Annotated in this window: 22 protein-coding genes; 16 read left to right on the forward strand and 6 right to left on the reverse strand. The window is 62.5% G+C overall.

Going from position 1 to position 18,219, the window contains the following annotated elements:
• The first annotated feature begins 28 nt into the window (after positions 1 to 28).
• A complete protein-coding gene (locus ACTX90_RS02355) occupies positions 29 to 1,861 on the forward strand; it encodes a phosphoenolpyruvate carboxykinase (GTP) (protein ID WP_443442949.1) in 1,833 nt (610 codons plus the stop codon).
• Positions 1,862 to 1,948: 87 nt separating this feature from the next.
• On the opposite strand, the gene ACTX90_RS02360 is transcribed toward ACTX90_RS02355, so the two are convergent.
• Entirely contained in the window at positions 1,949 to 3,151 is a 1,203-nt protein-coding gene (locus tag ACTX90_RS02360) for a multidrug effflux MFS transporter (RefSeq protein ID WP_113607696.1), read from the reverse strand.
• A gap of 146 nt (positions 3,152 to 3,297) precedes the next feature.
• On the opposite strand from ACTX90_RS02360, the gene ACTX90_RS02365 reads away from it, so the two are divergent.
• The gene (locus ACTX90_RS02365) at positions 3,298 to 3,825 is read left to right on the forward strand and encodes a PadR family transcriptional regulator (RefSeq protein ID WP_047117965.1); all 528 of its coding nucleotides are present in this window, start codon (positions 3,298 to 3,300) and stop codon (positions 3,823 to 3,825) included.
• The gene (locus tag ACTX90_RS02370; RefSeq protein WP_113607697.1) at positions 3,822 to 4,937 is read left to right on the forward strand and encodes an alpha/beta fold hydrolase; all 1,116 of its coding nucleotides are present in this window, start codon (positions 3,822 to 3,824) and stop codon (positions 4,935 to 4,937) included. Before ACTX90_RS02365 ends, ACTX90_RS02370 begins: the two co-directional genes overlap by 4 nt.
• A 79-nt stretch (positions 4,938 to 5,016) precedes the next feature.
• Here the strand turns inward: ACTX90_RS02370 and ACTX90_RS02375 are convergent, their stop codons facing one another.
• The 4 genes from ACTX90_RS02375 to ACTX90_RS02390 form a co-directional block, all read right to left on the reverse strand.
• Complete coding sequence (locus tag ACTX90_RS02375; RefSeq protein ID WP_047117964.1) at positions 5,017 to 6,192, reverse strand: globin domain-containing protein; 1,176 nt, start codon at positions 6,190 to 6,192, stop codon at positions 5,017 to 5,019.
• Positions 6,193 to 6,344: 152 nt separating this feature from the next.
• On the reverse strand, positions 6,345 to 6,797 hold the full coding sequence (locus ACTX90_RS02380; RefSeq protein ID WP_047117963.1) for an RrF2 family transcriptional regulator: 453 nt from the start codon (positions 6,795 to 6,797) through the stop codon (positions 6,345 to 6,347).
• Positions 6,798 to 6,888: 91 nt separating this feature from the next.
• On the reverse strand, positions 6,889 to 7,359 hold the full coding sequence (locus ACTX90_RS02385; protein WP_047117962.1) for a hypothetical protein: 471 nt from the start codon (positions 7,357 to 7,359) through the stop codon (positions 6,889 to 6,891).
• 9 nt (positions 7,360 to 7,368) lie between these two features.
• Positions 7,369 to 8,802 (reverse strand): phosphomannomutase/phosphoglucomutase, encoded by a 1,434-nt coding sequence (locus ACTX90_RS02390; protein WP_443443974.1) that lies wholly within the window; start codon positions 8,800 to 8,802, stop codon positions 7,369 to 7,371.
• 146 nt (positions 8,803 to 8,948) lie between these two features.
• On the opposite strand from ACTX90_RS02390, the gene ACTX90_RS02395 reads away from it, so the two are divergent.
• The 3 genes from ACTX90_RS02395 to ACTX90_RS02405 all read left to right on the forward strand — a co-directional run bounded on the left by ACTX90_RS02395 (position 8,949) and on the right by ACTX90_RS02405 (position 12,310).
• Positions 8,949 to 11,069, forward strand: coding sequence for a RecQ family ATP-dependent DNA helicase (locus ACTX90_RS02395; RefSeq protein ID WP_113607699.1), 2,121 nt, complete (start codon positions 8,949 to 8,951; stop codon positions 11,067 to 11,069).
• Positions 11,070 to 11,099: 30 nt separating this feature from the next.
• Complete coding sequence (locus ACTX90_RS02400; RefSeq protein WP_424678755.1) at positions 11,100 to 12,029, forward strand: hypothetical protein; 930 nt, start codon at positions 11,100 to 11,102, stop codon at positions 12,027 to 12,029.
• A gap of 122 nt (positions 12,030 to 12,151) precedes the next feature.
• Complete coding sequence (locus tag ACTX90_RS02405; RefSeq protein WP_424678756.1) at positions 12,152 to 12,310, forward strand: hypothetical protein; 159 nt, start codon at positions 12,152 to 12,154, stop codon at positions 12,308 to 12,310.
• An 861-nt stretch (positions 12,311 to 13,171) separates the two neighbouring features.
• Here ACTX90_RS02405 and ACTX90_RS02410 read toward each other — a convergent pair.
• Positions 13,172 to 13,429, reverse strand: coding sequence for a helix-turn-helix domain-containing protein (locus ACTX90_RS02410; protein WP_204676510.1), 258 nt, complete (start codon positions 13,427 to 13,429; stop codon positions 13,172 to 13,174).
• A gap of 109 nt (positions 13,430 to 13,538) precedes the next feature.
• Here ACTX90_RS02410 and ACTX90_RS02415 point away from each other — a divergent pair, with 109 nt between their 5' ends.
• The 10 genes from ACTX90_RS02415 to ACTX90_RS02460 all read left to right on the forward strand — a co-directional run bounded on the left by ACTX90_RS02415 (position 13,539) and on the right by ACTX90_RS02460 (position 18,166).
• The gene (locus ACTX90_RS02415; RefSeq protein WP_204676511.1) at positions 13,539 to 13,781 is read left to right on the forward strand and encodes a helix-turn-helix domain-containing protein; all 243 of its coding nucleotides are present in this window, start codon (positions 13,539 to 13,541) and stop codon (positions 13,779 to 13,781) included.
• On the forward strand, positions 13,778 to 14,014 hold the full coding sequence (locus ACTX90_RS02420) for a helix-turn-helix domain-containing protein (RefSeq protein WP_443442953.1): 237 nt from the start codon (positions 13,778 to 13,780) through the stop codon (positions 14,012 to 14,014). The genes ACTX90_RS02415 and ACTX90_RS02420 overlap by 4 nt, the downstream gene beginning before the upstream one ends.
• A 346-nt stretch (positions 14,015 to 14,360) precedes the next feature.
• Positions 14,361 to 14,843 carry an HNH endonuclease signature motif containing protein gene (locus ACTX90_RS02425; protein ID WP_443442954.1) on the forward strand — a complete coding sequence of 161 codons (483 nt, stop codon included), beginning with the start codon at positions 14,361 to 14,363 and terminating at the stop codon, positions 14,841 to 14,843.
• 58 nt (positions 14,844 to 14,901) lie between these two features.
• Positions 14,902 to 15,249 (forward strand): hypothetical protein, encoded by a 348-nt coding sequence (locus tag ACTX90_RS02430; protein WP_443442956.1) that lies wholly within the window; start codon positions 14,902 to 14,904, stop codon positions 15,247 to 15,249.
• 394 nt (positions 15,250 to 15,643) lie between these two features.
• Entirely contained in the window at positions 15,644 to 15,949 is a 306-nt protein-coding gene (locus ACTX90_RS02435; RefSeq protein ID WP_443442957.1) for a hypothetical protein, read from the forward strand.
• Positions 15,942 to 16,181 (forward strand): hypothetical protein, encoded by a 240-nt coding sequence (locus ACTX90_RS02440; protein ID WP_443442958.1) that lies wholly within the window; start codon positions 15,942 to 15,944, stop codon positions 16,179 to 16,181. Before ACTX90_RS02435 ends, ACTX90_RS02440 begins: the two co-directional genes overlap by 8 nt.
• A 221-nt stretch (positions 16,182 to 16,402) precedes the next feature.
• Positions 16,403 to 17,065 carry an HNH endonuclease signature motif containing protein gene (locus ACTX90_RS02445; RefSeq protein WP_443442960.1) on the forward strand — a complete coding sequence of 221 codons (663 nt, stop codon included), beginning with the start codon at positions 16,403 to 16,405 and terminating at the stop codon, positions 17,063 to 17,065.
• Positions 17,062 to 17,490 carry a hypothetical protein gene (locus tag ACTX90_RS02450; protein WP_443442962.1) on the forward strand — a complete coding sequence of 143 codons (429 nt, stop codon included), beginning with the start codon at positions 17,062 to 17,064 and terminating at the stop codon, positions 17,488 to 17,490. The genes ACTX90_RS02445 and ACTX90_RS02450 overlap by 4 nt, the downstream gene beginning before the upstream one ends.
• Positions 17,487 to 17,858 carry a hypothetical protein gene (locus ACTX90_RS02455; RefSeq protein ID WP_443442964.1) on the forward strand — a complete coding sequence of 124 codons (372 nt, stop codon included), beginning with the start codon at positions 17,487 to 17,489 and terminating at the stop codon, positions 17,856 to 17,858. The genes ACTX90_RS02450 and ACTX90_RS02455 overlap by 4 nt, the downstream gene beginning before the upstream one ends.
• A complete protein-coding gene (locus tag ACTX90_RS02460) occupies positions 17,855 to 18,166 on the forward strand; it encodes a hypothetical protein (RefSeq protein ID WP_443442966.1) in 312 nt (103 codons plus the stop codon). The genes ACTX90_RS02455 and ACTX90_RS02460 overlap by 4 nt, the downstream gene beginning before the upstream one ends.
• Positions 18,167 to 18,219: the final 53 nt, after the last annotated feature.

Raw genomic sequence — 18,219 nt, forward strand, 5'->3', positions numbered from 1 at the left:
TAGTTCAGCCCAATGGAGGGAATCGACAATGAGCACGAGCTCGGATCAGAACGTAATCGACGCAGCGCCCACTTCGCATGTGAAGCTGGCAGCCTGGGTCGAGGAAGTTGCCGCACTGACGAAGCCGGATCGTGTTTATTGGGTTGACGGATCAGCTGAAGAGAATGACCGCCTGTGCGCCGAGCTTGTTGAAGCCGGCACCCTGGTCAAGCTGACCGACCCGAACTTCCCCAACTCCTACGCCGCATTCTCCGATCCCAAGGACGTTGCCCGCGTAGAAGAGCGCACCTTCATCTGCTCCGAAAAGGAAGAAGATGCGGGCTTCACCAACAACTGGGAAGACCCGAAGATCATGAAGGAGCGTCTGAACGGCCTGTTCGACGGCTCCATGCGCGGCCGCACCATGTACGTGATTCCTTTCGTCATGGGCCCGCTGGATGCAGAGCAGCCAGCCTACGGTGTCGAGCTCACCGACTCCGCCTACGTTGTCACCTCCATGCGCATCATGGCCAAGATCGGCAATGAAGTCCTGCGCAAGATGGAAGCGGAGAACGCTTTCTTCGTTCCTGCACTGCACTCGATTGGTGCCCCGCTTGAGCCGGGACAGGAAGATGTCGCCTGGCCGTGCAACGAAGACAAGTGGATCGTGCACTTCCCTGAAGAGCGCGCCATCATGTCCTACGGCTCCGGCTACGGCGGAAATGCCCTGCTGGGCAAGAAATGCTACTCGCTGCGCATTGCCTCGGCCATGGCCCGCGACGAGGGCTGGCTTGCCGAGCACATGCTCATCCTGAAGCTGACCAGCCCGCAGAACAAGTCGTACCACATCGCGGCCGCCTTCCCGTCGGCCTGCGGCAAGACCAACCTGGCGCTGCTGGATCCGACCATCGACGGCTGGAAGACCGAGACCCTGGGCGATGACATCAACTGGATGCGCATCGGCAAGGACGGCGAGCTGCGCGGCGTGAACCCGGAATACGGCCTGTTCGGCGTGGCACCGGGCACCGGCTGGTCCACCAACCCGAACGCCATGCGCGCCATCACCAAGGGCAACTCCATCTTCACCAACGTCGCGCTGACCGACGAAGGCGGCGTGTGGTGGGAAGGCATGACCGACGAGGCTCCTGCGCACCTGACCGACTGGCTGGGCAACGACTGGACCCCGGAGTCCGGCACCAAGGCAGCGCACCCGAACTCCCGCTTCTGCACCCCGATCGACCAGGTCGACATGCTGTCGCAGGACTACTACTCGCCAAACGGCGTGAAGATCGACGCGATCCTGTTCGGCGGCCGCCGCAAGACCACCATCCCGCTGGTGACCGAGGCCCGCAGCTGGACCAACGGCATTTTCATGGGCTCGACACTGTCCTCGGAGACCACCGCGGCAGCTGCCGGCGCCGTGGGCCAGGTCCGCCGCGACCCGATGGCCATGCTGCCATTCATCGGCTACAACGCCGGCGACTACCTGAACCACTGGGACCAGATCTCGGGCAAGCTCAACCCAGAGCAGATGCCGAAGATCTTCCTGGTCAACTGGTTCCGCCGCACCCCTGAGGGCGGCTTCGCCTGGCCTGGCTTCGGCGACAACTCGCGTGTCCTGAAGTGGGCAGTCGAGCGCATCGAGGGCACCGCGGACGCCAAGGAAACCGCCATCGGCTACGTGCCAACCGGCGAAGCCCTGGACCTGACCGGTCTGGACGGCTTCACCCCGGCCGACGTGGAAACCGCCGTTGCGGTGAACACCGACGAGTGGCTGACCGAGGTCGAGAGCATCGAAGAGTGGTACGCCAAGTTCGGCGAGGCGCTGCCGGCTTCGCTGCGCGCCGAGCTGGACGGCCTGAAGGCCCGCCTGAGCGCCTAGGCATTACAAGAGGATCCCCGGCCACCCGCCATCCGCCCTTCGGGGCGGAGCACGGGTGCCGGGGATTTTTTGCGCCCGCCGGGATTCCTAACCCAGCTTCGGCTGGTGGAAGCGGTCCGCGGTGTAGACCAGGGCGCTGGCCGCGACGATGGCGCAGGCGAGCGCGGTGATCGAGAAGGCAATGGGAGAGTTATCGCCGCTCAGGCCGACCAGCGGGGTGGCCACCGCGCCGATGAAGAACTGCGCGCAGCCCAGCAGCGCGGAGCCGGATCCGGAAACCTCGCGGACCTCGGCCACGGCCAGCCCGGTGGTATTGCCCATGGTGAAGCCCACCGAGGTCACCATGACGAAGATGACCGCGCCCAGGGCCAGGCTGCGCACCCCCAGCTGGGCCATGACGGCCATGGCGATGCTGGAGGCCAGCAGGACGCTCAACGCGATGCTGATCGTGCGGCGCAGCGGTACGCGTGTGGCCAGCCGGGCCGAGACCAGACCGGCGGTCACCAACCCCAGCGAATTGATGCCGAAGAAGACCGCATAGCCCTGCGGGCTCAGGCCCATCACGTTCTGGTACAAGAATGGCGAGGCGGAGATGTAGGCCATCATCGCGCCGAAGGCGAACGCGAACTGGATCATGTAGCCCACGAACCGGGGCTTGGACAGCGCGATGCGCAGCGGCGCCACGAAGCTTCCCGTCGAGCGCTGGTGCTGCGGGTGGGTTTCCCGGTAGATGCCGAAGGAGCCCGCCGCCATCAGCAGCGCAATCAGAGCGATGAACCACAGCACGGTGCGGAAACCGCCAAACTCGCCGAGCACCGAGCCGATCAACGGTGCCACAGCCGGTGCCACGCCGCCGAAGGTCATCAGCAGCGAGAAGATGCGGGCGGTCTGCACGCCCCGGGTGGTGTCAGCGACGATGGCCTTGGAAATCACCAGGCCTGCCGCGCCGCCCAGGCCCTGCAGGGCGCGGGCTATCGTCAGCGTCGTCAGCGTAGGCGCCACGGCTGCCACGATGGATGCGACGACAAACAGCGCGGTGCCCCAGCGCAGCGGCTTGGCCCGGCCCAGCCGGTCGGAGAGCGGCCCCCAGAAGATTTGGCCGAAGGCGATGCCCATCAGGAACGCGGTCAGCGTGAGCTGGATTCCCGAAGCGGACGTGGCGAATTCGCGGGTCATTGCCGGAAAAGACGGCAGGTACATGTCGGTGGCCAACGGGCCGGTGGTGCCCAGCAGGATCAGCAGGGCGAACAGCGGCGGCGTCAGGCGGGAACGTTCAGGGGCATTGGGCATGAGGCAATTCTATGGATCGCTGCAGGTGAACTGGGAAAGATGACCGCGCAATGCGCGGCGTATGAACCAAGGTCACAATCGGGGAACACTTTTCCCACGCCCGGGCGGGTGGGTGCAAAATCAACTAACTGTGAAAAGATGAAGTTATGGTTTTGGCACGATTGATCCTCGGGCTGTTGTGCTTGTCGCCGATGACCGGCTACGAGCTCAAGAAGCATTTTGACTCCTCTATTAACCACTTCTGGAATGCAGACAAGGCGCAGATCTACCGCACCCTGGCCCAGCTGGTGGACCAGGGGTACGCCACCGTGCGCACCGTCCCCCAGTCGAACTATCCGGACCGGCAGGAACACCACATCACCGAGGCCGGCCGGGAAGTGCTGAACCAGTGGCTTTCCAGCGGGGCCGCCCGCTCCCCGGAACGCGATCCGTTCATGGGGCAGGTCTTCTTCGCCGCGGAGCTGGAGCGCGAGGGCATCGAGCAGCTGCTGCTCGAACGCCGCCAAGCCACCCAATACGTGCTGGACGACTACCTTTCCCAGCGCGAGGGGATCGACATGCGTGCGGCAGCTGACCGCCGCAGCTTCCTCATGGCCGCCACCTTGGACCATGCAATCAGACAACAGGCCGCCGAGCTGGAGTGGCTTGACGCAGTATTGGAGCATTTGCCATGACCTCTGCCAACGACCAGGGAAAGAACCCTATGGCCGATCCGGCGCGGGACGCGACCGACTATCCCGAGGTGCATCCGGCGCGCCGAAAGCCCGAGGACAGCGCTCCGGTGCAGACCCTGGTCTTCCTGCACGGCGGCAACGTGGGCAACTGGAGCTGGGATCCGCAGGTGCTGGCCTTCGGGGACTTCAACATCCTCACCCTGCATCTGCCGGCGTTCGGCGCCCGGTTCGAGGAGAACTGGGAGGGCCTGGACTCCGCGGCGGACGATGTCGCAGCGCTGATCGCTGACGAGGTTTCCGAGGGCGGCGTCCACCTGGTGGGCATGTCCCTGGGCGGCGTCATCGCCCTGCACGTGGCGGCGCGCCACCCGGAGCTGGTCGAGTCGGTATTCGCCACCGGGGTGTCGATCGCACCGCTGGGCACCGCGGCCAAGGCGGTGCAGCGTATGCAGCTGAAGCTGATCGGCAGCGAGTGGTATTGGAAGTTCCAGGCTGGCGCCTACGGCATGGTGGACAACGAGCGCGAGCTGTTCGCCGAGCACGGGGTCAAGCTCAAGCCGGAGAACATGCGCGCGATCATGGGCGACCTCGATTCCGGCGGACTGCCGGCGGACCTGTCGGCCTACACCGGTCCCGCCCTGGTGCTGGCCGGCGCCAGCGAGCCGAAGTTCGTCCAGCGCTCCTTCCCGGCCATCGCCGAGGCCCTGCCGCAGGCGGCCATCCGCGTGGTTCCCGGCATGCACCACCAGTGGAATATCGAGAACCCGCTGCTGTTCAACTCGGTGCTGCGCCGCTGGATCACCGGGCAGCAGCTGCACCAGGTGCTGCGTGAGCCGGTGGAGCCCAAGCTGCGCGGTGCATCGTTCAAGCGCACCTCCACCCTGGAGGAAATCGACCCGCAGGAAGCAGAAGCCGCCGCCGGCGCGGCGCAGGCCCCTGACGCCGGCGCGGCCGATAGCGGCCAGCCCGCCCCGGAATCCAAGGCCAGGGGCTTCGCCGACCGGCTTGATCCGCGCAAGCTGGACCCGCGCAAGCTCGACCTGAAGAGCGCGCTGTCCAAGAAGCCCCCGGTGGCCAAGCGGCCTTCCGAATCCGACGGCTCCGCCGAATAGTTTCCCGGCAGACAGAACAGCCCGGACTGGACCCCCATATGGCCAGTCCGGGCTGTTCCGGTCTAGTGGGCTGCGCGCCTTAGGCGGCGAGCCAAACGTCCGGTCCGAAGACCTCGTAGTGGATGTGCTCGGCCGGTATGCCGGCGGCCAGCGCCTGCGAGCGCACCGCGTGCATGAACGGCAGCGGGCCGCAGAGATAGACCTGGCTGTCGGCGGTCAGCGAATCGGTCAGGTCCATGTAGCCGGCCTTGGCGTCCAGGCCCTCGGGCAGCTCGCCGCGCTCGAACCAGGTGCGGATCTTGGCGTTGGGCAGCTGGCCCAGCGATTCGAGCATCTGCTCGCGCAGCGGCCAGGAAGCGAACTCCTGGTCGGCATGCAGCACGGTGATCTCGCGGGTGGAGCCCGCCGCGGCCAGGGTCTGCAGGGCCGCGGCGCTCGGGGTGCAGCCGATGCCGGCCGTGGCGATGACCAGCGGGGCGCCCTCGGTGTCGATGACCAGGTCGCCGTACGGGTTGGACAGCTCCACGACGTCCCCGACCTTTAGCGAGTTGTGCAGGACCGGGGTGAATTCGCCGTCCACGTCCAGCTTCACGGTGACGGTGCGGCGGGTGGTGGACTCGACGTCGTTGCTCAGGGTGAACTGGCGGACCTGGCGGATGCCGTCGGCCATCGGCATGCGCATGGAGACGAACTGGCCCGGCTTGGCGATGGTGGCGGCGGTGTCATCGGCCGGTTCGAAGCTGAAGCTGACCGAATCCGCGCCGGTCGCGGTGCGCTCGACGAGCTTCCAGTTGCTGTAGATGGTGGCGTTGGCCTGCCGGGCGTAGAGGCCCTTCTCGATCTTGATCAGCGCCTGGGCCATCAGCCAGTACACCTCGGTCCAGGCTTCGGCGATTTCCGGGGTCAGCGCGTCGCCCAGGTCCTCGGCGATGGCTGCGAACAGGTGCTCGTACACGATGCCGTACTGCTCCTCGACGACGCCCAGCGAGGTGTGCTTGTGGGCGATGCGGGACAGCATGGTCTCCGGGGTGGTTTCCGGGTTGTTGACCAGGTAGGTGGCGAAGACCGCGATGGATCCGGCCAGCGCCTGCTGCTGGGTGCCGTTCTTCTGGTTCGAGCGGGAGAACATGCCATCCAGCAATTCCGGTCGGGCGGCGAACATGCGCTGGTAGAACTTCGGGGTGATGCTCGAAATTCGTTCGGCGATGATCGGCAGGGTTGCTTCGATGACCGGGCGGGACTGGGTGGACAGCATGGTGTATCTCCTCGGAGAGTGTCTGGTTTATCTTGCATTTGAAATGCAAGATTTATGCTTTAAGTTCTACGCCACGTAGAAACGAATTGCAAGTTGAGCTGCGGCACATCCGGAAAATTCCGGTTTGACTAGTGGTTTTCTGGTGGGAAAGATTACGCGCTGCGTCGCACGGTGGGGAAAGGCAGCAGCGTGATGGCCGGGGAAGTCTCGCAGATCTCCTGGATCGTCAGCGGATCCAGGGCCGCGTAGAAGGCCTCGCGGGCCGCGCGCAGGGCGCCGCGCAGGCGGCAGCCGCCGGCCAGCGGGCAGTTGCCGTTCGCGTCGTGGTCGGTGCAGTCAACGACGTCCTCGCGCTTGTCCAGGGTGCGCAGCAGGGCGCCGACCGAGGTCTGCAGGCCGGTCTGCGTGATTGAGGCGCCGCCGTTGCGGCCGCGCACCACGTCCAGCACGCCCAGCGTGCGCAGCTCCAGGACCGCCTTGGTGACGTGGTTGTAGGGCACCGAGACCAGGTCCGCGATCTCGCGGCTGGTCAGCTGGCCGGCTCCGGGCGCGCCCAGCACCATGACGGTCCGCAGGCAGACATCGGCAAAGGCGCTGAGTTTCATGTTCTCCAGTCTACGACGACGCCCTCCGGCCGGTCAGCGGTGCAGGTCACTGCTGGTCGGCCGGAGGGCGTGAAGTTGTTGCGGGCTCGTTTTAGCGGGCGTTGGCCCAGACGGCTTCTGCGGCTTCGGCGGCAGGGTCCTCGAAGGTCCACTCGCCGCCCGGCTCGGCCGGCATCAGGTAGGGCTGCACGATGGCCAGCGCGGCGCCGACCTTGTGCTCGGCCACCACGTGGATGGCGTCCTGGTCGTTCTCCTGGAGCAGCACGTCCGAGGCGATGGCGATGGCCTCGAAATGGGTGCCCTGCTGGTTGAGCACCTCCACCAGGTCCGCGGCCATGGCCTCGGTGTCGATGTCGGCTTCCGGATCCTCCGGGTCGTCCGTCGGCGGCACCGCGATCAGGCGCAGTTCGCCCTCGTCGGAGCCTTCCTGCGGCTCCAGGCCGATGGCGAAGGGCAGGAAGACGCCCTGCTCCTCCAGCTGCTCGCGGGCCACGCCCAGCGCGGTGCTCAGCACCTTGTTCAGCGCGTCCTTGACGCCTTCGTCCAGTGATTCGAAGTTCATGGCTGTCCCCTAGTCGGTTGGCTGTTCTTGGCGCACGATCGCCAGCACGGCGTCGCGGATCGGTTCGATGATTTCTGCGGTCGCGCCCTCGCCGTTGAACCGCAGGTACGGTTCGGTGTTCGACGGGCGCAGGTTGATCCACCAGCTGCCGTCGGCCGCGGCGATGGTGGTGCCGTCCATGGTGGAGATCTCCACCGGCTGGCCCTCGAAGCGGGCCACGACCCGGGCGGTGGCCCCGGCCTTGTCCTCCACCTCGGAGTTGATCTCCCCGGTGGCGACGTAGGGCTCGTATTCGGCGCCCAGCTGGGACAGCGGCAAGTCCTGCCCGCCCAGCGCCGCCAGCACGTGCATGGCGGCCAGCATGCCGGTGTCGGCATTGTAGAAGTCGCGGAAGTAGTAATGGGCCGAGTGCTCGCCGCCGAAGACCGCTCCCTGCTCGGCCATCTCCGCCTTGATGAACGAGTGGCCCACACGGGTCATCACCGGGGTGCCGCCGGCGCGGGTGACGAATTCAGGCACTGCCTTGGAGGTGATCAGGTTGTGGATGACCACCGGGCTTGCCTCGCCGGCAGCCTGCACGCGGGCGATTTCGCGCACTGCCACCAGCGCGGTGATGGCCGACGGGGACAGCGGCAGGCCGCGCTCGTCGATGACGAAGCAGCGGTCGGCGTCGCCGTCGAAGGCCAGGCCCAGGTCCGCGCCGTGCTTGAGCACCGCCGCCTGCAGGTCCTTGAGGTTCTCCGGCTCCAGCGGGTTGGCCGGGTGGTTCGGGAAGGTGCCGTCCAGCTCGAAGTACAGCGGCACGATGTCCAGCGGCAGGCCGTCAAGCACCGCGTCGCCCAGCACCGCAGGGGTGGTCAGCCCGCCCATGCCGTTGCCGGCGTCCACCACGATCTTCAGCGGGCGGATGGCGGACAGGTCGACCAGGCTGCGCAGGTAGCCGGAGTAGTCGGCCAGCACGTCGCGGCGGCTGACCGAGCCCTGCGGGGCGTCGGAGGAGACCGGCAGGCCCTCGTCGAGGTACTGCTGGGCCAGGTCGCGGATGTCGTACAGGCCGGTGTCCGAAGAGATCGGCAGCGCGCCGGCCTTGGACATCTTGATGCCGTTGTACTGGGCCGGGTTGTGGCTCGCGGTGAAGACGACGCCGGCGGCGTCCAGCTGGCCGGAGGCGAAGTACAGCTCGTCGGTGGAGATCTGCCCCAGCATCACCACGTTGGCGCCGCGGTAGGTGGCGCCCCGGGCGAAGGCCGCGGAGAATTCGGCCGAGGAGGGGCGCATGTCGCCGCCCACCAGCACGGTGTCCCCGGTCAGGCCCAGGATGTCGACGAAGGCCGCGCCGATGGCCTCCACTGCTTCGGCGTTCAGCGACTGTCCGACGATGCCGCGCACGTCGTAAGCCTTGAAGCTCTGGCTCAGATCAATTTCTTCACTCACATCTTTCAGCCTACCGGCTGGAACGGCACGTTGGCCGGTGGATCACGCCGTGGACCATGGGAATTGCCTTACATTTCAGGCCCGTGCCGCACCGCGGATCCCCAGCGCGCGTGCGGTGCGGGCATTTCGTGGGTGGGAACTGAAATACTGGGGGCATGGATGCCTCACTGCACTCGGACCTGCTGTCCTCCGCCACGGCCAAGCTGCGCGCCCTGGTGCGCAACCCGGACGCGCAGTTCCACGACGGCCAGTTCGAAGCGATCAGCGCGCTGGTGGCCCAGCGCCGCCGCGCCCTGGTGGTGCAGCGCACCGGCTGGGGCAAGTCCGCGGTGTACTTCATCGCCTCTCTGCTGCTGCGCGAGCAGGGCTTCGGGCCGACGCTGATCGTCTCCCCGCTGCTGGCGCTGATGCGCGACCAGGTGACCGCCGCCGAACGTGCAGGGGTGCGCGCCGCGGCGATCAACTCCGCGAACGTGCTTGAATGGCGCGAGATCCTGGAGAAGCTGCAACGCGACGAGATCGACGTGCTGCTGGTCTCCCCGGAACGGCTGAACAACCCGTCCTTCCGCGAACAGCAGCTGCCGATGCTGCTGGACCGACTGGGTCTGCTGGTGATCGACGAGGCGCACTGCATCTCCGACTGGGGCCACGACTTCCGCCCCGACTACCGCCGCATCCGCGATTTGATCAACAAGCTGCCTGCCGGGCTGCCGGTGCTGGCGACCACCGCGACGGCCAACTCCCGGGTGGTGGAGGACGTGGCCGAGCAGCTGGCCGGGGGAGCGGGGGAAGTGTTCACCCTGCGCGGCACGCTGGCCCGCGATTCGCTGCGCCTGGGGGTGCTGCGGCTGCCGTCCCCGCGCATGCAGCTGGCCTGGCTGCTGAGCCATATCGAGGATTTCACCGGTTCGGGCATCATCTACACGCTGACGGTCTCCGCCGCGGAGGACATCGCCCGGATGCTGCGCGAAGCCGGCCACCAGGTGGCCGCCTACACCGGGCGCACCGATCTGGAAGAGCGCGAACGCCTGGAAGCGGCATTGAAAAACAATGAGGTCAAGGCCCTGATCGCCACCAGCGCGCTGGGCATGGGCTTCGACAAGCCGGATCTGGGTTTCGTGATCCACATCGGAGCCCCCAGCTCTCCGGTGGCCTACTACCAGCAGGTCGGCCGCGCCGGCCGCGGCAGCATCAACGCCGACGTGCTGCTGCTCCCGGGGACCGACGACGCTGAGATCTGGGAGTACTTCGCCACCAGCTCCATGCCTGACCAGGTGCGCGCCACCGCGGTGCTGGAGGCGCTGGGCCAGGCCGACGGAGCGATGAGCGTCCCGGCGCTGGAGAGCGCGGTGAACTTGCGCCGTTCCCCGCTGGAACTGCTGCTGAAGGTGCTGGCCGTGGACGGCGCCGTGGAACGCGTGGCCGGCGGCTGGATGCGTACCGACCTGCCTTGGTCCTACGACGCTGACCGCTACAAGCGCGTGGCCGCCAGCCGCGTGCACGAACAGCGGCTGATGATCGACTACGAGAACACCCGCGGCTGCCGCATGGAGTTTTTGACCGCGTCGTTGGACGACCCGCGCTCCGCTGCCTGCGGGCGCTGCGACAACTGCGCCGGCGCCTGGTACAACGACCACATTCCCGAAGAGTCCAAGGACAACGCGCAAAATGCCCTGGGACGCGCCGGGGTGAGCATTGAACCGCGCAAGCTCTATCCCTCTGGACTGAATCGGCTGGGGCACACGCTCAAGGGCAAGATTCCCGAGGACGAGCAGGTCTCGATCGGCCGGGCGCTGGCGCGCCTGACCGATCTTGGCTGGGGCAACCGGCTACGCCAGCTCTTCGCCGATCCCGCCGACCGCCCGATCGACAAGACAATGTTCGAGGCCTGCATCAAGGTGCTCTCGGAATGGAACTGGGAACAGCGCCCGGTGGGCGTGGTGGCGATGCCGTCCTCCACCCGCCCGCAGCTGGTCACCTCGCTCGCGCAGCAGCTGGCCGCCGTGGGTCGGCTGAGGTACCTGGGACAGCTTGAATACCGGGGGAAGCCGCCGCAGAACGGGCCGGGCGGCAACTCGGCCTTCCGTGTTGCGGCGGTGGCCGATGCCTTCGAGATCCCGGAACCGCTCGAGGCGCTGCTGGCCAATGCCCCGGGGCCGGTCATGCTGGTCGACGACCTGACCGATTCGCGGTGGTCCTTGGCCATGGCCGGAAGGGCCCTGCGCATCGCCGGGGCTCCCGGTGTTTTGCCTTTCACTTTGGGAATCGCTGGGTAAATGTTCAGTTAAACGAAGTACGCTGGATGTATGGAATTTCTCATCTGGCTCATCGTCATCATTGCCGTGATTGGCCTGGGCTACCTCGGGTTGCAGTCGCTTCGCAAGAAGAACTCCGCGGAAGTTGCCCAAGCGGTGACGCGTGAGGCCGCGCAGGCGGCTAACGCGAAACTGGACGATGCCTCGCGCAACGCCATCTACCGTAACCTCGCCAAGGGCGATGTCATGGGGGCGGTGCAGAATTACCGCGCGGTGACCGGCGATACGGTGAAGAACTGCGTTATTGCCGTGCGCAGCCTCGACAAGTACCCGCAGACCGCACCGGCCAAGGAGCTTCCGGTCAGCGAAGAGGACATCCAGGCGCTGCGCGAAAAGCTGGAAGCGCAGACCGCCATCGATGAGGGAACCCCGGCTTCCGAGCCCGCCCAGGCAGAGCAGCTCCCTGCGGCAGGCCCGGCGTCTTCCGAGGATTCCTGGGTCATTCCGCAGGAATGGCATGACCAGTTCGGCTCCGAATCCGAGCCAAGCGCCACCCACTTCAAGATGGCGTTCGAACTCGACGGAGAGCAGCGTGAATTCTCCAGCGAGCAGCTTCCGCCCAATGAATACGACCAGCTGTTTTCCATGCTGCGCGATTCGAACTTCGCAGGCGCCGCAAGTGTCCTGCACGGCTACACGGGGCTGCCGCTGGAAGACCTGGAGCGCATGATCGCCTCCTCGCCGATGTCCGGAGACAACATCCAGGGCAATGTGGCGGACTTCCGTTTCGAGGGCCAGGGACCCGACGGTCCGGTGCACTTCGACGCAGCAGATCTGCCGGAAGCCGAACGCGAGGCGCTCTTCGACGCCATCGCCGATAACGACCTGCAGAGCATGACCGACATCATCGCCCGCCACACCTCGCTGCCGGACGACATCGTGCAGAACATGCTGCGCACGTTCGTCAAGCGCCAGGACTAGGTGCCGGCGTCGCGCGACTGGGAGATCCATGAACGTTGGGGACACGCCGTTGTACCAGTGGAAATGACTTGTTAGTCTGGATTCCACATTTCGCCGCAACGAATTGTGGAAGGGGATCGACCATGCCAGACAAGAAGGCCGACAGGTCCCAGCCGGGCGAGACAATCGGCGACGACGCACTGCGCAACGAGTTGCTCAATGCCGAAGCAGCCAAAAACCTCAAGCAGGCTGAAGACCAGGTCAAGGAGACGGCTCACGACGTTGAACGCAACCTCAAATAGATAGTGCTTTGCGAAAACCCCGGGTTTAGACCCGGGGTTTTCGCGTATCCGGAAGCGGCGACGCCACAAGCGCCCGGAATTATGAAACCGACGCGCGGAAAATTCCTCGAGAGTGTCCTTGTTCACTGTTTTCTTCAAGCAAATAAGGTTTAAACGCTCCTACCCAGAGCGTGAGGCTCGTCGCTACCTAGTTTGTCTTTGCAAACTACCTAGTTTTAGCGATCTGGTCGATATTTCTTGCTTCGGGATGAAATGAGCGGTAATCTCAGAAGTGCGTTAAGCGGTTGACTGGACATTATGGGGATGCTTCTGGTCGCTGGAACATTTGGTTGGGGGACCGGGTGTTCACCGTGTAGGCCCCGCAGGATTCGTTAGGATTCTGCGGGGCCTGACCATTTAAGTTGGAGAATGCCGGAACCGGACGTGCGGATCGCTTTACCGCGGCGCCGGATAGTCTCGGGGAGGAAGCTTGTTAAAAGCAAAACCCCCTAGTCATCTAGGGGGTTTTTGGCGGACACGGGGGGATTTGAACCCCACCCCAAAATCGGCTCGGAATCCGATTCTAGCCCGGAATCATGCGGATATTCAAGCGTTGACCCAGTTTCGAGAACAGCACTAAACAGCACTTGGAAACACTCTGAAATGCTAGGCATCCCCCCAATGGGGGGAGGTTTTCGTGTCACGCGGTGGCCAACTGTCGGCTTCTCGTTATAGGCTTGTCGCAACCTCTCATTCGAACATATCTACGAACAATTAGGGGAAGTAGTGCCTGAGAGCATCGACCAGACCAACGAGAAAAGCGCCACCGTTTTCACGATGACGCTTTCCCGCCTAACCGCAACAGATGTTGCAGCGCTTTCGCTAGTTACCGGACTCTGCCCCGGTGAACTCTTCGATAGCCTTTCGAAGCACTTCGCCAGGATCCAGATTTAGTTCCTTGCAGATTAGTGCGAAGAGCGGAGCCGGGATATCGCGCTTGCCGTTGATGTATCGGCTAAGTGAAACCAGTTTGATTCCGGTTCGCTCTGCCAGTTCCTTGACTGGCATTCCAGTTCGACCGCCCGTGACGTCTTGAAGCTGCTGGGCAATCGACTGGGATAGTGGGTTATTTATGTCCATATGGACACTATAGCACCAATTTGGACGTGAGCGCGTCCGAGTTGGTGCTTTATTACTTTATGTCCAAATGGGCTTGTGCGCGTCCAAATGGACGTGTACAGTCATAACCATGAACAACGAAATCGCAGAAAAGATTGCCAACGCAATCAACCGCACAGACGGAGCAACCCGATCCAGCACTGCGCTCGCATCAGGCATCGCCCGCAACACGTTCACCCGCAAGATGAACGGAGGCGGCGTAGACTTCACAGCCTACGAAATCGCCCGCATCGCAATCGCACTCAACATCCACCCAGCAGAACTCCTACCAAAGGAGTTCAAGAGCAAGAACGCTCACAAGGACGCGGCATGACACGACGCACCGCATCCTACGCAACAACTGAAGACCTCGCCGCAGAGTACAACATCAAACCGATCACCGTACAGCGCCGAGCAGCAGACGGAACCTGGCCAGCCGGCAAAGTAGGGAACCGATACAGGTTCTCCCCGGAACAGCAGGAAGAAATCCGCCAGATAGTCCTCGGCAACCGAGGCAACCGGTTCGACAAGAACCGCATCGCGGAAGCACTCCGCAAAATCGCCTAATCAGGCATCACACCACTCTTTGTATTACTTCCCCTTGGGTTCGTCCCTTGGAGTAAGGACTAATTGTCATGCCTAAAATCAGTTTGGCTTTCATGGAGAACAAGGCTCGTGAGGCTGTTCCAGAGCTTCCCCGCAGCGCTTATAAGAAGCTCGGGAAGGTCGCCTATAAGAGGTTCCAGGCGTTCACGTATGAGCCGTCTGAGGCTGAGGTGTTGGAACTGTTCCGCACGATTGTTTACGGGGACCCTACCGGCGATACAGCAGTACGTCACCTTATGAACCCTACTGAGTGCGAGCATCACGCGTCAGTTCAACGACGGCTAGCTGCCGCATAGGGATGGTAGTCATGCGCAAAACACTGCCGATAGCTGAACGCCTAGCTGCTAGAACCGAACGTCAGGGCGACTGCTTAGTGCTGACATCATCCATTCTCAGCAACGGGTATGGGTCGATACGTGCTGATGCTCCAAGCCGAAAGAATCTCAAAGCTCACCGGGTAGCTTACGAGCTCCACTACGGCCCTATCCCAGATGGGTTGGTGATCGACCATATCTGCAGAAACCGATCATGCGTAAATCCTGAGCATCTTCGGGCTGTGACTAAGAAGCAGAACTCTGAGAATCGGTCTAGGTTCAATGCTTCAACTGATTCTCACGTTCGTGGTGTTCATCTGAACAAGAAGGCGAATCTTTGGGGAGTCCGCGTGAAGCATAACGGTGTCACTCACTGGGGTGGCTATTTCAAGACAGTTGAGGAAGCGGACAAGGTTGCTACTGATTTACGCAATCGTTTGCATACTCACAATGACGCTGATCGCGTCACCAAATAAACGAAACCCACCAGCGGCTATCTGGTGGGTTTCTTCATTCCCGAAAGGAACAAACAACATGAGTAAGTCTAACCGATTCGATCCTGAGGCTGGCAAGGACTACGGGCGTTGCCGCGACTGCGATTTGACTCTGGAAACGAGAGAAGATGCTGAGTCTCATATGCATTCCAGCATGCAAGACGATGGCCGCGGTGGTCGTGCAAGCCATTCCGTTTCGGTTCTGAACCCACCACGACAGGCTCGTATCGATAGCGAGGTTCGTTGGGCGGTTTCAGGAGCCTTAGATGATGCCGTGGCTCAGTTGGAGAGGCTGTTGCGTGATGCTTCTGAGGATGAGATCAGTTCGGCGTTGTCTGGCTACCCGGATTTTCGGGATGCTTGGGAGGGGTTCTGTGATGAGCGGTAAGCCTTTGCCAGTGCCGATGGTTTTGGATGATCGTGCTGAGTGGTTTGAGGCGGCGAATAAGGGTATGGATGCTCTGATTGCCAGGAACTTCTCATTCACTGCGGACGATCTGAGGGACATGATTCCAGCCCCTTCTAATCCGAATTGGGTTGGCGCGGTTTTTACGGCGTATCAGTCGATGGGTTTGATCCGGTATGTGCAGCATGAGCGGTCGCGGTCTAGGTCGCGTCGTGGTGGTGCTGTAGCCCGGTGGGCGGCGGTGAAACAACGTGGATGAAATCGACTTTGAAACCCGCGCATGGGTTGCTGTTATCGGCCTCATGTCTGCACTTCTATTCGTAGCCTCGGTGAAGATCGTCGGGGCTTTACTCATGCTCACAGTAGGGAAAATCTGATGGAAAAGAATGTTGACGTTGAGCGGTTGAATCGGCACCTGAGCGAGTTGGCTTGGGCTCCAACTGTTGAAATTAGTAGGGCTGAGCTCGTTGCTGTCCTGTCCCGCCTCGAACAGGCTGAACAGGCCGTCGCAAGAGTGCGTGCGAAGCATGCTGAACGGGTTCTGGTTTATCCGAACGGAGCCGAGGAACACTATTGCGCTGCCGAAGAAAACTCAGCATGGCCATGCGATACCATCCGCGCCCTGGACGGTGATGGATGCCGGTTGGCTGACGACGCGCTCGGAGGTGACAACAATGGCTGATCTGTACGAGTTCAAAATGCGGTACGCCCAAGCCGATAAGACCGGTTACTACCACACCCGCTGGGATCAGGGTGGCGTCGCCGAAGTCATCGCATCGACCCGCGAAGAAGCGCACCAGAAGCTCTTGACGCTACTGGGCAGCTGCCCCCGCGGATTCGGATGGGGCTGGGCAGTCAAAATCCTATCCATCCGCGACCACCGAATCGTAGCCAAGGAGAAAACCGATGGCTAAGCAAATCTGCAAGGACTGTGCAGGCCGTGGATGGATTGCCGGGCCACTCTACGCACTGGAAGGTAGCTACAAGTGCCCCACCTGCGACGGCGCGGGTAAGGTCCACCGACCCCGCTGGAAAGTCGCGTGCATCAATTGGAGCCACCCCGGCGTGCCGAAAGCACTTGCATATCTGGTCGACAAAGACGGCTACTCAGTATTCGGCAGAGTATTCCCCACCCATGCCGAAGCCATCCGTTACGCCGACCGGGCCGCAAGATCAGGAGGTCCCAGCAATGGCATGCAAAGTTGATGACTGCGACGGAAAAGTGTTTGGGCACGGATGGTGTCAAAAGCACTACAACCGCTGGCGCAAATACGGCGACCCGGAGAAAGTCAACATCATCCGGGGAAATGATACCTCCAGATTTTGGGGGCATGTAGACAAGAGTGGATCGTGCTGGCTGTGGACTGGCCGTCTGAACCACGCGGGTTACGGGCAGATACGCATGGGTTCCATGAAACAAGCTCACCGAGTTTCCTATGAAATGACATTTGGTCACATACCCGAAGGTCTGGTAATTGACCACCTATGTCACAACCGTTCATGCGTTCGCCCGGATCATCTGAGGGCGGTCTCGGTGAAGCAGAACTGTGAGCATAAAAAGGGTGCAAGTAGGAGCTCAAAAACTGGCGTCCTGGGCGTATGGGTCGATTCAACTCGAACACCAGATAAGTTCTCAGCTGCTGTCAGGCATAACGGGAAGAAATATCACCTAGGGCTATTTGACTCGTTGGAAGATGCCGAATCTGCTGTCATCGCTAAGCGTCTGGAATTGTTCACGCATAACGAAGTGGACAAAGCCCATCACGCCCGCACCACCAAGAACGGAGACAACAAATGAGCGAAGTGAAGAAGTTCAAGAGTGCCCTAGATAGCCCGGTGACGCTTGAAGTTGAGGGGAACATCAATTCCCAGGGCGTTTTCTTGGCTGTTGATAATAGCACGATCCTACTCGCCCCGTCTGATGCGCCTGCCTTGTGCCTGGCTATCCTCGAAGCGGTGGGGGTCACTCGACAGGGGGAGGACTTCCTAGCCGGCGCGTTGGAAAGCTTGCAGTTCCACATCGAGGAACAGGAACGCGCTACCGCCGAAGCTCGGGAGCGGGTGGAGTTGGAAGCCGAAGCGCTGGAACTGTTCAACGTTGTGCGTGAACACGACGGGGAGCCCAGGGTAGCAACTTGGGACGGGTTCCATGCTGGAACCATGGAAGTCTACTTACTTCTCGCCCGCCGTGCCCGTGAGCTCGCTAAGGAGGCCACCAAGTGAACCAGCCCCCGCTAAACCCGGACGCTTTTGATGCTGCTTGGGAGGCGCTGTATGAAGCGTTTTCCGGGCGGATAGGTGATCTGAACGGCAATGACTGCGAGCGCATGGCTGAGACTGCGATCACCGCTTATCTCGCCGCCGCGCTGCCGGAAGTGACCAACGTCGAGCAGTGGGACGCGTTGCCCATCGGCACTATGGTTCGCGTTCACTTCAACGGCAATTCCGAACTCATCATCCGATGCCCAGCTAATTCGGGCGCCGGAATCGGTGGCATGTCATTTGTCGGCGGGCGCTGGTGGACTGAAGTGTTCACCGTATGGAGTGCAGACAAACTCGAAATCAAATACATCCCGGAGGTGAAGCGATGAGCATCCTCGAAATCCTCGAAGCGCACACGGTGAAGCGTCCGTGGAGTGAAGCGTCACGGATGCGGTGTAAGTGCGGTGAAACCGTAACCGCTGAGACAGAGGGGCAACTGTACGCCCTGCATCGCGCTCATGTTGTGCAGGTGCTCGAACAGCACGAACGGGAAGCGAAGGCCGGTGCGGTCGAGGGAACGGCAAAGTATCTACGGAAGCGGTTCAAACGTGTGGATAACCCTGAGCACATTTTCGGCGCGAACCTAGCGATCATGCTCATCGCCGAACATGCCGAAGAGATCAGGAACCCCTCATGATCGGTTCTTGGTTTTGGGAGTTCATATTTTCCGCTTACACGCATTGGATGCAC

The sequence above is a fragment of the Glutamicibacter soli genome, assembly GCF_052322135.1.
GTDB lineage: Bacteria > Actinomycetota > Actinomycetes > Actinomycetales > Micrococcaceae > Glutamicibacter > Glutamicibacter soli.